General features: G+C 51.0%; 13 protein-coding genes. 8 read left to right on the plus strand and 5 right to left on the minus strand.

What is annotated here, in order from left to right; genetic code table 11:
• Position 1: 1 nt before the first annotated feature.
• The 5 genes from E1757_RS02365 (at position 2) to glnA (ending at position 6,031) form a co-directional block, all read left to right on the plus strand.
• On the plus strand, positions 2-1,543 hold the full coding sequence (locus E1757_RS02365) for a sensor histidine kinase (RefSeq protein WP_133225206.1): 1,542 nt from the start codon (positions 2-4) through the stop codon (positions 1,541-1,543).
• A gap of 57 nt (positions 1,544-1,600) precedes the next feature.
• Positions 1,601-2,554 carry a 4-hydroxy-3-methylbut-2-enyl diphosphate reductase gene (locus E1757_RS02370; RefSeq protein ID WP_133225207.1) on the plus strand — a complete coding sequence of 318 codons (954 nt, stop codon included), beginning with the start codon at positions 1,601-1,603 and terminating at the stop codon, positions 2,552-2,554.
• Positions 2,555-2,578: 24 nt separating this feature from the next.
• Positions 2,579-3,118 (plus strand): DUF2062 domain-containing protein, encoded by a 540-nt coding sequence (locus E1757_RS02375; protein ID WP_133225208.1) that lies wholly within the window; start codon positions 2,579-2,581, stop codon positions 3,116-3,118.
• 191 nt (positions 3,119-3,309) lie between these two features.
• On the plus strand, positions 3,310-4,350 hold the full coding sequence (gene aroF, locus E1757_RS02380; RefSeq protein ID WP_133225209.1) for a 3-deoxy-7-phosphoheptulonate synthase: 1,041 nt from the start codon (positions 3,310-3,312) through the stop codon (positions 4,348-4,350).
• A 256-nt stretch (positions 4,351-4,606) separates the two neighbouring features.
• The gene (glnA, locus tag E1757_RS02385; RefSeq protein WP_133225210.1) at positions 4,607-6,031 is read left to right on the plus strand and encodes a type I glutamate--ammonia ligase; all 1,425 of its coding nucleotides are present in this window, start codon (positions 4,607-4,609) and stop codon (positions 6,029-6,031) included.
• A gap of 78 nt (positions 6,032-6,109) precedes the next feature.
• On the opposite strand, the gene thpR is transcribed toward glnA, so the two are convergent.
• Complete coding sequence (thpR, locus tag E1757_RS02390) at positions 6,110-6,685, minus strand: RNA 2',3'-cyclic phosphodiesterase (protein ID WP_133225211.1); 576 nt, start codon at positions 6,683-6,685, stop codon at positions 6,110-6,112.
• Between the two features lie 174 nt (positions 6,686-6,859).
• Here thpR and serC point away from each other — a divergent pair, with 174 nt between their 5' ends.
• Positions 6,860-7,948, plus strand: coding sequence for a 3-phosphoserine/phosphohydroxythreonine transaminase (gene serC / locus E1757_RS02395; RefSeq protein ID WP_133225212.1), 1,089 nt, complete (start codon positions 6,860-6,862; stop codon positions 7,946-7,948).
• Between the two features lie 140 nt (positions 7,949-8,088).
• Here the strand turns inward: serC and E1757_RS02400 are convergent, their stop codons facing one another.
• Positions 8,089-8,802 carry a response regulator transcription factor gene (locus E1757_RS02400; RefSeq protein WP_133225213.1) on the minus strand — a complete coding sequence of 238 codons (714 nt, stop codon included), beginning with the start codon at positions 8,800-8,802 and terminating at the stop codon, positions 8,089-8,091.
• 146 nt (positions 8,803-8,948) lie between these two features.
• On the opposite strand from E1757_RS02400, the gene trmL reads away from it, so the two are divergent.
• Positions 8,949-9,413 (plus strand): tRNA (uridine(34)/cytosine(34)/5-carboxymethylaminomethyluridine(34)-2'-O)-methyltransferase TrmL, encoded by a 465-nt coding sequence (trmL, locus tag E1757_RS02405; protein WP_133225214.1) that lies wholly within the window; start codon positions 8,949-8,951, stop codon positions 9,411-9,413.
• A 191-nt stretch (positions 9,414-9,604) separates the two neighbouring features.
• Positions 9,605-9,859, plus strand: coding sequence for an AbrB/MazE/SpoVT family DNA-binding domain-containing protein (locus E1757_RS02410; RefSeq protein ID WP_133225215.1), 255 nt, complete (start codon positions 9,605-9,607; stop codon positions 9,857-9,859).
• 313 nt (positions 9,860-10,172) lie between these two features.
• On the opposite strand, the gene E1757_RS02415 is transcribed toward E1757_RS02410, so the two are convergent.
• From E1757_RS02415 to E1757_RS02425, 3 genes are read right to left on the minus strand one after another with little or no spacing between them, the layout of a single operon-like run.
• Positions 10,173-11,246: a phosphodiester glycosidase family protein gene (locus E1757_RS02415; RefSeq protein WP_133225216.1), complete on the minus strand. Its 1,074-nt coding sequence runs from the start codon at positions 11,244-11,246 to the stop codon at positions 10,173-10,175.
• Between the two features lie 14 nt (positions 11,247-11,260).
• Positions 11,261-11,704 carry a hypothetical protein gene (locus E1757_RS02420; RefSeq protein ID WP_133225217.1) on the minus strand — a complete coding sequence of 148 codons (444 nt, stop codon included), beginning with the start codon at positions 11,702-11,704 and terminating at the stop codon, positions 11,261-11,263.
• Entirely contained in the window at positions 11,701-13,314 is a 1,614-nt protein-coding gene (locus E1757_RS02425) for a response regulator (protein ID WP_133225218.1), read from the minus strand. The genes E1757_RS02420 and E1757_RS02425 overlap by 4 nt, the downstream gene beginning before the upstream one ends.
• Positions 13,315-13,325 lie beyond the last annotated feature (11 nt).

A 13,325-nucleotide genomic window follows, 5' to 3' on the forward strand; every position in this document is an offset into this window, starting at 1 on the left:
CGTGTCGATTCGGCTGCGCCTGACGCTATGGTACACAGCGATACTATCCGTCACCTTGTTATTGTTCGGCTACGGACTTTACTGGCTGCTGCATTATAACTATTACAGCTTCATCAAGGAAGAGCTGCGGGCGCAGGGAGACATGGTATTCTCCCGTATTCAGCCGAGGATGACGCCGACGCTGGGAGGCGGAATCAGCTTTGACTTCGCTTTGCAGGGCAGAGACAATATCGGAAGCGCCGGGAAATTTTATCAAATTACCAATTTTGAGAACGGGATTATCCGGCCTTCGACCAATTTGGTGGAGGCTAACCTCACATTGCCGCCGTTGTCGGAAGATTCGAAACGGCAGCTCGTGCGGAATGAAAATAATTATTTATTTGAACAGAAGACGATCGAAAATCTCGCTTTTTTGATCTATAACAGACCTATCGTCGTTTTGAAAAACGGTCAGCCGCAGCTGGCGGGCGTATTTCAGGCAGCCGTGCTGGTCGATACGTCCGAAAATTTGTTTTCGTTAGTCAAGCGCATCCTGACGTTTACCGCTCTGCTCGCCGTATTTCTGGCGGCGTCCTTCGGCTGGTTTCTGGCGCGTAAAGCGCTGCGTCCAATCGACCAGGTCATTTCCGCCGCGAATTCGATCAACAAAGGGGCCGATCTCGGCAACCGGATTAATTACAGCGGTCCGGGCGACGAAATAGGACGGCTTACGAGCACGATCAACGGGATGCTGGAGCGGCTGCAGACAGCGTATTCCGAACTCGAGGAATCGTACCGGCGGCAGCGGCGTTTCGTCTCCGACGCATCGCATGAGCTGCGTACTCCGCTGACGACGATTCGCGGCAACGTCGAGCTGCTTGAAAAAATGTGGAAGCGGACCGTTCCTATCGGTACGGAGAACGACCGTCAACAGCTCGAGCTTTCACTGGAAGCGATGCATGATATCGCGGGCGAGGCCGAGCGGATGACGCGTCTCGTCAACGATCTGTTATCGTTGGCCAGAGCGGACGCGGGCTTTCAAATGTCCAAAATCAGCCTGGAGCTCCTCCCGTTGGTGGAGGACGTCAAGCGCCGGGCGAAGCTGTTTCCCCGCAAAGTGGAGTGGGTATCCGGCGATTTGTCCGCTTTGGCAGGCGTTTATATATATGGAAACCGCGATTATTTGCAGCAGTTGATTTACATTTTTTTGGAAAATGCGTTTAAATTTACCGAGAGCGGATATGTAAAAATGGATGCGATCCGCATGGATGAGCAGGTCGGCATACGCATCGAGGATACCGGGATCGGGATGGATAAAGAGGAGGTCCCGATGATATTCGAGCGGTTTTACCGCGCGGATGTGTCCCGGGGCAAAACCTCGGGTACCGGGCTCGGTTTGTCGATCGCCAAGTGGATTATTGACGAGCACCAAGGCTCGATCGAAGTGAAGACGCTGCAGGGCGAAGGAAGTACCTTCATCATCTGGCTTCCGGTCAGCGGGCCAAACGACATAATCCGCGCAGAGGCATTCCCTACGGCTGTGGAATCGGGTATAATAGACTGATCAGCATAAAAAGGCTTCTAAATTTGAAGCTTTTTACCAAAATAGGCAGGTGCAGCGATGGATGTAATCAAAATCTCGCCCCGCGGATACTGTTACGGGGTTGTTGACGCTATGGCGCTTGCCATGCAAACCGCAAAAAACCTCAATCTGCCAAGACCGGTATATATATTGGGAATGATTGTGCATAATTCCCATGTTACCGATTATTTTGATAAAGAAGGCATCATTACGCTCGACGGACCGAACCGGCTCGAAATTCTCGATACGGTGGAGTCGGGAACCGTTATTTTCACAGCACACGGGGTTTCGCCTGAGGTGCGGCGCCGCGCGCGGGAAAAAGGGCTGACCGTTGTCGACGCGACATGTCCGGATGTAACGAAAACGCATGACCTGATAAAAGAAAAAACGGCGGATGGGTACCATATTATTTATATCGGGAAAAAAGGCCACCCCGAGCCCGAAGGAGCGGTAGGCGTCGCGCCGGATAAAGTCCATTTAATCGAGCGGCTGGAGGAAGTCGAAAAGCTCGATCTGGATGGCCGCAAAATTACGATCACGAACCAGACGACGATGAGCCAATGGGATATTAAGCATATTATGAACAGGCTGCTGGAACGGTTTCCCCACGCCGAGATTCATAACGAAATATGTCTCGCTACCCAGGTGCGGCAGGAAGCTGTCTCCGAGCAGGCCAAGGATGCCGATTTGGTGCTGGTCGTCGGCGATCCGCGAAGCAACAATTCCAACCGTCTGGCGCAGGTTTCGGAAGAAATCGCAGGCGTGAAGGCATACCGGATCGCGGACGTATCGGAGCTTCGGACGGATTGGCTGATGCCGGTCCGCCGTGTCGCCGTAACATCGGGCGCATCCACACCGACGCCGATTACCAAAGAAGTTATTCATTACTTGGAGCAGTTTGATCCAGATAACCCGTCGACTTGGGAAATTATACGAACGGTCAACATGAGCAAGCTGATTCCTGCCGTGAAACAAAAAGCCGGAAGTGAATAATGAACCTTGGATAGGGGAATAAAGATGCATCAAAGACAAGGGGCCAAAAGCAGTCAACCGTTCCGTTTCCAGTCCGTCAAACGTTGGTTTAAATATAAATATTTGCTGCTCACCCGGGCCAAGGGCGGCCCCGGCATTGTGGCCATGGGATTTTCCATCGGCTTGTCTGTGGAAATGTTTACTCTGCCTACCGCGGGTCTCGCCTTTTTTCTCATATTCCCGCTTGTTTATTTGTTTAGAGGCAGTATGGCTGCGGCGCTAATCGGCTTTGTTTTCGGAAAAGTCATATACTTGCCGTTGACTTACATTCATATCAAGGTGGGCGGGATGGTGCTGCCGAGAGGCACGGGCCGCCATTTGCTCGCTTTTCTGCCCGATTGGATGGATATGTTTATCAAGTCGAACCTGAAGCTGTTTGTCGGCGGCGTCATCGATGGATTGCTGCTCGGTCTGCTGTTCTATTTTCCGATCCGCTGGGCACTGGAATATTATCATACGCAGCGCAAAGAAAAACGGAAGAAAAGAAAAGCACAAATGGTTGTCAACACGGAACCGACTCCTTGAGTCGGTTTTTGTCTTTGTATGTGGATTTGCCGCGGCGGGCATCGATTTGAAATTTTTATTATTGACGGGAGAAGGAAAGATGGTGTATATTTGCTTTAGCGATTAAAAGCTTAAAAGCGTATAAGCGTCGAAGCGTTTAAGCGTATTGGAGGAATAAGTCCAAATACTTATCAGACCGGGAGAGTGCCATTATGATCGTTATCATATCTAATAAAGTATCCGAGGACCGAATTAATGAAATTGTTGCCATAATCGAGAAGCATCAGGTGCAGGCTCACGTATCCAAAGGCGTAGACCGTACGGTTATCGGAATTATCGGGCAGGCCGACCCCAAGCTCGGCGAGCAGCTTCGTCAATTGTCCGGCGTTGAGCAGGTAGTCAAAATTTCGAAGTCCTACAAGCTCGCAAGCAGAGATTTCCATCCGGACAATACCGTTATCAAAATCAAGGATGTTGAAATCGGCGGCGAGCAGCTTGTCATTATGGGAGGACCCTGCGCAGTCGAGTCGCCAGAGCAGATCGACGAAATCGCGCGCCTGGTCAAGGCAGCCGGCGCTCAAGTGCTGCGCGGCGGCGCATTCAAGCCAAGAACGGGACCGTACAGCTTCCAGGGCGTAGGCGTGGAAGGATTGGTCATGATGGCCGAGGCCGGCAAAAAGCACGGTCTGCTGACAATTACCGAGGTCATGACGCCCGAATACGTGGATGTATGCGCCGAATACGCGGATATTTTGCAGGTCGGCACACGCAATATGCAAAACTTCGATCTGCTGCGCAAATTAGGGACGATCCAGACGCCGGTGCTGCTGAAGCGCGGTTTCAGCTCCACCTATGACGAGTTCCTGAATGCGGCCGAATATATTTTGGCCGGAGGCAATCCGAACGTTATGCTCTGCGAGCGCGGAATCCGAACATTCGAATCTTACACGAGAAATACATTGGATCTTGCCGCAATTCCCGCATTGCAAACATTGAGCCATCTGCCGGTCATCTCCGATCCGAGCCACGGCACAGGACGCCGCGAGCTGGTAGAGCCGATGAGCAAAGCGTCGGTCGCCGCAGGCGCGAATGGGCTCATCGTCGAGATGCATACCGACCCTGATAACTCGATGACCGGCGACGGCGTGCAGTCGTTGTTCCCTGAACAATTCGCCCAATTGATGGTTGACCTGGAAAAGCTTGCGCCGTTGTGCGGCAAACGTTTTGATACGAAGAAGGAAGTGTTTGCCTAGCAGGCTGCAAAGTAAATAATGCCCCAAATGAACTTGGTACCCCGAATTATTGGGAGCCAAGTTTTCTTTTTGTCGAATCTGTGAACGGAATCTCAAATATGTGTGAGCATACCTTACACAGGCGTAAAAAATACCTTACATAAGTATTGACGATTGTTGTTGAAAAGTTTTATAATATGACCATGATCAACAAAAACTTGAACAATGTACGAACAATTAAGGGTTAATGTTCGGAATTTAGGAGGTTAGTGAGTCAATGTCAGCTCAAAACGTATTAAACACCATCAAAGAAAAAGGCATCGAGTGGGTAGACTTTCGCTTCGTAGATCTTTCCGGTAGAGCTCACCACATTTCTTTACCAGCTTCCGAGGTTGAGGAAGAAACATTTGTGAACGGAGTAGCTTTCGACGGTTCTTCCATCACCGGTTTTAAAGGCATTGAAGAGTCCGATATGGTTATGCTTCCTGACACGGAATCTGTATACGTAGATCCGTTTACCGCACATCCGACTTTGATCGTTATGTGTAATATTTATACGCCGGACGGCGAGCGTTATGATCGCGACCCGCGCGGTATCGCTCAAAAAGCGGAAGAATATCTTCAATCCGCTGGCGTTGGCACGACTGCATTTTTTGCTCCTGAATCCGAATTTTTCATTTTTGATGAAGTTCGTTTCGAAAGCGGACAAAATAAATCGTCCTACTTTGTCGATTCCGAAGAAGCGCACTGGAATTCGAACAAACAGGAAGAGGGCGGCAACCTCGGCTTTAAAGTAGGTCATAAAGGCGGATACGTGCCGGTAGGTCCTACCGACTCCCAGCAAGACATCCGCAGCGAAATGTGTCGTTTGCTGATGGAATCCGGCCTTCGCATTGAGCGTCATCACCATGAAGTGGCAACCGCAGGTCAAGGCGAAATCAACTTCCGTTTCGACACGTTGACGAAAACAGCCGATAACCTTATGAAATACAAATATATCGTGCAAAACACAGCCAGACAATACGGTAAAGTAGCGACTTTCATGCCGAAACCGTTGTTCGGAGATAACGGCAGCGGCATGCACGTTCACCAATCGATCTTCAACGGCAGCGAGCCGCTGTTCTATGAAAAAGGCGGCTACGCGAACCTGAGTGAATTGGCTCTGAACTACATCGGCGGTATTTTGTACCATGCGCCGGCTTTGATCGCTTTGACCAACCCGTCGACCAACTCGTTTAAACGTTTGGTTCCAGGTTACGAAGCGCCGGTTAACCTCGTATTCTCCAAAGGGAACCGTTCCGCGGCTGTTCGTATTCCGGTTGCCGCTGTTACGCCAAAAGGCTGCCGTATCGAGTTCCGTACTCCGGACTCCACAGCCAACCCATACCTGGCATTCGCAGCAATGCTAATGGCCGGTTTGGACGGAATCAAGAAGAAAATCGATCCTCGCGCATTGGGCTACGGTCCGCTGGACAAAAACATCTACGAATTGTCCGACGCGGAAAAAGGCGAAATCCGCAGCGTACCAGGCTCGTTGGATGAAGCTTTGAACGCTCTGGAGGCAGACTATGAGTTCCTGACTGAGGGCGGCGTATTCACGAAAGAATTTATCGACAACTATATCGGCTTGAAGCGCGACGAAGCCAAGGCAGTTTCGATCCGTATTCACCCGCACGAGTACTCCTTGTACTTCGACCTGTAAGAGCGGGTTTCAAACGAACTTATTACTATATTTTACAAGCAAAGCCCCGGATGCTCCGGGGCTTTTGTTATTCGACGCTCAGCCGAGCGGAAACCGGTCCACAGCCTCGTACATCGGTGTGCGCCCGAGATGACTGCGGTATAGAATGATCTGCTCGACAGTCCAATGCATGCCGGTCGAATGTGCCGCCAGCATCTGCTCGGCGGAAGCCAGACCGGCTTTGGAAAATGCGGCGGCGCCGGCATAATTGCGGGCTACGGTAAGATGCGGGCTGTAGCTGCGATTATCGGGAGCGAAGCCTGCCGATTCCATCGCTTTCTCGGATTGTGCGTGGAGATGGCGGAGCGCATCCATATCGCCTCCGACACCGATCCATAAAATCGATGGCGCAGACGGCTTACCGAATGTGCCGAATCGTTGCAAGCTCAAGGCAAGCGGGGAAGAAGCGGCTGCGAGCCCGCGCATGAGAGATGATATCGCAGAGACAGCTACCGTTTCCGTCTCTCCCAAAAATTTGAGCGTTATATGAAGGTCGTCGGTATGCACCCATTTTTGAAAAGGAAGCGCCGGTTGGAGCTCTTCTCGGAGCCGGCGAAGCCAGGATCGCTGCTCCTGATCGAGCGGCAGCGCCAGAAATAACCGCGGTCTTGTCATACTGCAAACCTCTTTCCATATGCGATATTCGCTAAGGTATCCTATCCTATCGGAAATATGTATCAATGCTGTGAAGAATGAGCATAACTACTTGATGGATAGGGACAATCTTTGCTATCATAGCCATATCATATCAAAAGATGCGATTTGAAAACTAGGTGAAGGTGTGAACTCATGACAAAACGCGCATACAATTTCAACCCGGGACCTGCGGCGCTTCCGCTTGAAGTATTGCAGCAGGCTCAGGAACAGTTTGTGGATTACAATGGGATCGGCATGTCTTTAATGGAGGTTTCCCATCGGAGCAAAGAGTATGAAGCGGTCAACAATGAAACACAGCAGCTGCTGCTTGAGCTGTTGGGGATCAATGCCGGCTATCAGGTGTTATTCATGGGCGGAGGAGCCAGCACGCAATTTGCTACCATCCCGATGAATTTCCTGAAGCCGGGCAGGACTGCCGGCTACATCATTACCGGCAGTTTCTCGGAGAAAGCATACGATGAAGGCCGTGTCGTCGGCGAAGCGGTCATCGCGGCTTCCAATAAAGAAGGAAAATGGAGAAGCCTTCCCAAAGCATCCGATATTATCGTAGATCCGAATGCCGCGTATGTGCATATGACAACGAACAATACGATTGAGGGTTCGCAATTCTCATACATTCCCGAAACGGGCGGAATTCCGTTGATCGGCGATATGACCAGCGGTATTTTGAGCCGTCCGATCGATGTGAGCAAATATGCGATGATTTATGCCGGCGCGCAAAAAAATCTCGGCCCTTCCGGCGTAACCGTAGCGGTCATCCGCGACGACATGCTGCAGGAGGAGCCTAAGCATATCCCGTTCATTTTCCGGTACACGACGCACGCGAAAAATAAATCGCTGTACAATACACCTCCGGTTCATTCGATCTACATGATGAATCTGGTGCTGAAATGGATCAAGAAGAACGGCGGCGCAGCGGCTATGGAAAGACAAAGCATCGAAAAAAGCAAGCTGATTTACGACGCGATCGATACAAGCGGCGGCTTTTATCAAGGCAACATCGATCCGGACAGCCGTTCCATTATGAATATGACATTCCGTTTGCCGACCGAAGAACTGGAAAAGCAGTTCGTCAAAGAATCGGAGCAGCATAATTTCGTCGGTTTGGCCGGTCATCGCAGCGTTGGCGGGATACGCGCGTCCGCTTACATTGCCGTTCCTTACGAAGCATGTCAAGCGCTGGCACAATTCATGGACGATTTCCAAAAGCGTAACGGCTAATCGACAAACCGGCAGCCCTGCTGAGCTTGAAGGCGGGGCTGTTTATTTTTGGTTGAACAGAAAGCGCACAAAAAAAGAGCGCCGCAAAGCTTCAGCTTTGAACGGCACTCTTTTTCCTCGATTAAAGGGGATTTATACGATTAGGCAAAAGACTCTTTAATGGCGGGTTCCGTTAATTTATAACCGACGTTGCGGATGGTCACAATATATTCCGGCGTTCTGGCATTGCCTTCTATTTTATCGCGCAGGTGGCTGATGTGAACATCGACGATCCGGGTATCGCCCAGGAAGTGGTAATCCCATACCCCGTGAAGCAGCTGCTGACGGCTGAGCACTTTGCCGCGATGCTTGCACAGAAACAGCAGCAGCTCGAACTCTTTGGGCGTCAACTCGATCGGTTCGCCTCTTAGTGTAACCTCGCGCTGATCCGGTTGAATCGTAATTTGACCGATCGTCACCGGAGCGTTCTCCGTTGCCGAAGGAAGCGTCTGGATACGGCGCAAAATAGCTTGAATCCGGGAAATCAATTCCTGCGGGCTGAACGGTTTGGTCATATAATCATCCGCTCCGTTATCGAGGCCGGCGATTTTATCGGATAAATCCTGCATCGCGGTAAGCATAATAATCGGCACCAAATTGTTCTGGCTGCGCAGCTTTCTGCAAACCTGGATGCCATCCATTTTGGGAAGCATAAGGTCGAGCACGATTACATCGGGACGGAAATGTTGAATCGCCTGGAAAACGGCTTCGCCGTCATACACACACTGCACTTCGAAGCCGACCAGCTTCAAATTGAATTCTATCAGCATGGAAATGGAAGGTTCGTCGTCAACAACAAGAATTTTCTTCTTCATCCATCGAATCTCCTTTGCTTGAAGCACTTGTTAAGCCTATTATGGCAGAGCACTATCAACCTGATATTAATAAAAGGTAAAACGAATGTTAAATTTTAAACCGGTTTTTGTGATAAAATGAGCTACACAGAGAGGTGATGGCAAAGATGGCTTTTCATATCGTTTTAGTGGAACCGGAAATTCCGGCCAATACGGGCAATATTGCAAGAACATGCGCCGCGACCGGGGCATGGCTCCATCTGGTGCGTCCGCTCGGTTTTTTGACCGATGACCGCACCTTGAAGCGCGCCGGGCTCGATTACTGGCACGCCGTTAATATCGAGTATCACGATTCGTTTCAGGAAGTGAAGGATAAATATAAGGACGGAACGTTTTATTTCGCGACGACGAAGGCTCGGCGGCTTTACACTGATTTTACATTCCGCGACGGCGATTTTTTTGTATTCGGGAAAGAAACGAAAGGGCTGTCCCCGGAAATTATTGCGGAGCACCCGGAGCAGCTGATGCGGATGCCGATGACGGATGCGGTCCGCTCGTTGAATTTATCCAATTCCGCGGCGATCGTATTGTTCGAAGGGCTGCGACAAGCGGGTTTTCCGGGTTTAAGCTAGATTTGAGCTTTAGCGGTCCGCCGGCTTTCCAAGGCGGTTCCGCATAAATATGACAGAATAGGCCTGTCTATGGCAGGAATTTTTATACATTCAACGAATAGTATAGGGACAAGCAATTGGAGGGAGGTTCTCCGGATCAGCTTGGCCAGACTGTTCGTTTTTTTTGTACGAAAGCGAGGTGAATTAATAAAATGAAGCCGGCAGGCGTTGTGAGAAAGGTGGATCAATTAGGCAGAATCGTACTCCCCAAATCGCTGCGGAAGCGGTATCAAATGAATGAGGGCGATCCCGTGGAAATATTGGTAAGCGGAGATCATATTATTTTGGAAAGATACCGGCCCCGCTGCGTGTTCTGCAGCTCGATGGAGCAGGTCAGCGAGTTTAAGGAACGACATATTTGCGTGGAGTGTCTTCAGGAAATGAGCGGAATGAAAGAAAATGCGTGACCGGTGCAAGCCGAGGCGCACGAAAAAGCATCACGTATTCCTTGTTTAAGGACGTGATGCTTTTTTGTAGTGGTGCTGAAAACGCCCTTGAAGGACGGCGGAGCCGTTTATTCGGAGGCGGTCTGAAAGAAGCTGGCGGCTTCTTGCTTACAGCCCTTTTGTTTTGTCATCATTGTATGCTGCAGTGAGCATGGCTACGATAAAAATCAAAAATAACAGGTTCAAAATCCAAAATGTTGCCGACATGGTCTGCACCCCCTGCCCTATATTATAACCAACCGCCCGGTAAAAGAAAACGGATAAAAGTGAACAATTATTTAAAAAATAAAAAGTGCGTCGGTAGCGGCCGCAATCTGCCGTCGGAAGGCCGGTTGATCACCTGGCCGTCGTAAATGAGGCTGGAGGAGCCGCCACCGTCCAAGTTATAGGCGTCTTTGACGCCCAGCTGGAGCAGCTTGTCCTGCAGCTCGGCCAACGTTGCGCCGGAATTTCCTCTTTCATCGTAGCCGTCGGTCACAAGGAACAGCAGCTGGTCATTCTTGAAGTTGCCTACCACCGTGCGCGGCGCGCGGGCCGGAGACGTTTGCCATTGGGACGGGATCGACTGCTTTTTGCCGTTTTGCAGCAGTACGGGAACGAATGTCGCCCCGAACGACGGATTCAGCTTGTCCAAATCCTGCTGACGCGAAAAACGGCCGCCGATCAGTTTGCGGTCGGTGCTTAATCCGATAAAAGCCAAGTCCTCGAAGGTCGGCTCAAAGCCGTACACGTATTTGCCGCCCAGCACCGTAGTGCTGAGAGGAAATCGCTTGCCGGTCTTATTATCATCGGCAAAACCGCCCGCGTTAATTCCCGCTACGGCGCCGTAACGCCGGGCGGCATCCAGCGTCGTTTCGCTGCTTCCGAGCTTGTCTTTGCCCAGCACCATCTTGAACGCCTTGTCGGATTTCATATCGACCTTCAGCGCATAGCCTTTGTAGTTGGATTCGTTTAAATAGTACAGCTTCAAATCAAGGTTCTGGCTGTTCGTTTGTTTGGATGGCTTGGCGCCTAGCTTCGTGCTGATGCGCGTATCAAAAATCGCGGCAGGCCGCGAAGCCGAGGCATCTGCCGTCTTGGCCATACTCGCTACGTCGGCGGCGCTTTTCTCATACAATTGATAGAACCGCTCGATCGTTGCGCGCGTTTGCGATGCGTCGGCCTTTGCCTTATCGAGCTTTTGCGAAGACTGCTGCAGCTCGGCTTGAAGCGAAAAGTCGGTTGCGGCAAAGCGCTGAAAGTCAGGCAGCTGAACGGGCAGCTGAAAGCTCAGCAAAAATACGACGATGCCGATAAACGGCGCGACGGCAAGCAGCAGGGTGCGATTGATTAACGGGATCGGATTCATTTGCGGACACCCCCTTACTGCAGCGCATCGAGGTTTTTCTTCAGATCGTCCAGCTTTTTCTTGACCTCGCCCAATTGGGTATAAAGCTGGTTGCTGTTATCCGTCTTGCTGTTCGCGCTATCTTTCGTAAAAGCAAGCAGCTCGTTTATTGAATCGATCTTGCTCTGCATCTTCGTCAGATCGCCGCTGACGCTGTCTTTGAGTCCGGCGATCTGCTTCTGATAATCGTCCTGTACGGCCTGCAGCTGCAGCTCGGTTTGTTTGGCGATATCCTGTGCGATTTGCTGGCGCAAATGATCGGTGTACAGCTTGGCTCCGTATCCGCCCGCCGCGATAAGCAGCGCCCAGCTTACAAATAAAAGCAAATACGTCTTGCCTCGTCCTTTGACTGATCTGTCCGGCCTGCCGGTCCGCGCCATGGGCTGCTGAGAAGCCGCAGGTTCAATGGGCGTATTCATTTTTGATTCACCTTCCTGTACTCGTTCGGGGAACAGCCGCACATTTTCTTGAAAACTTTACTGAAATATTTTTCATCCTCGTATCCGACCATTGCTGCAACCTGGGCGATTTTGAGATGCGGGTTCAGCAGCAGCAGCTTCGCCTTCTCCAACCGGATATTGCTTAAATAATCGGATAAGTTGACGTGAAATTCTTGTTTGAATTTGCGTGAAATATATTCCCGGCTCAGATAGAAATGATTGGCAATCTCCTGAAGTGTAATATCCTGATGATAATGGTTTTGAATATACTTTGCAATCTCGAAAATGACATTATTGTCCTGCTGCTGGTGAGCGAGCATATGCTCGGACAGCCGGGTAAGCTCGCCGATCAGCAGTTCCCGCCACAATGCTATCGAGAATGCGCCCTTCTCGTCCAAAGGAAGCTGGAAGCGGGATGCGCCGGGCACGTTTTTCATATCGGACAGCCGATCGCCGAACCATTCGTGCTGCCATCGGTTGCGCAGCACCGTATATTCCTGCCACCACAGCTCCAGCTGCCCGATCTCGATGGAATCGAGCCGCTTTACCGCCTCGATCCACTGCTGCACCGACTTTTCAATCTGTTCCTTACTGCCGCTTCGTACGGAAAGCTGAATGAGCTCGGCATAATCGCTGAAGCTCAGCGGCGCGGACGGGTTGGAGGGCTGTCCGGTATACGGATGAATTTTTTTATCGGTCAGCCATAAATTTCGTCTGCGCAGAGCGATGCCGGCTTCGGTGTACGCGGTTGGCAGGCCGGATGGAAACGGTTGGACGTTGCTGACTCCGATATCCACTCTGCTGTGGAAGACGGACCATATTCCTTGCTGGATGTCGTTCAATATGCGCTCGGCGGAGCCTTGGCCATACAGCAGGATGAGAATCGCATCGTCGCTGTTCCAATAGCGGTAGGCGATACCCTGCTTGCCCGCCTGCAGAAACTCATTACATATATTCGTAATGGAAAAGAAAAGAAGGTCGATGTTGGATTCGAATTTTTGTTTCAAACTGCCGCTTAACGTATCGAGCGATACAATGGCCAAACGGCCCTCGCGCACATTCCGGTCCAGACCGTACTCGTTGGCGAACGAATCGGCGACCGACTCGAACGTAGACGGGTCGGTAATTAAATTGGACAGCATTTTATCCCAATAGGCCGGACGAATCTGGTTCATTTCGATATTAAGCTGCTGTCCGCGCCGCCGCTCGTCTTCGTCCTGACGCCAGCTGGCGATCGCTTTGATTACCGCGGACCGGAGCTGTTCGGCATCGACCGGCTTCAATATGTAATCCAGGCCTCCGTACTGGACGGTATGGCGCACCAATTGAAAATCGTCGAAGCCGCTGATGACGATCGTCTTTCCGGACGGATAATGGGTATGGAGCCATTCGAGCAGCTGGGCGCCGCCCATGACCGGCATGATCATATCCGTGAAAATGATCTGCGGCTTATGCTCCTTGATCAACGAGATTGCGGTCTGACCATCGGGAGCTTCCCGGATGTCATCGATGCCCAGCTCATTCCAAGGAACGAGCAGCCGGATCGCATCGCGGACATGCTTTTCATCATCGACGATGATGGCTTTCACTTTGCTGTACC

It is taken from the genome of Paenibacillus piri, from assembly GCF_004354045.1.
Taxonomy (GTDB): domain Bacteria; phylum Bacillota; class Bacilli; order Paenibacillales; family NBRC-103111; genus Paenibacillus_S; species Paenibacillus_S piri.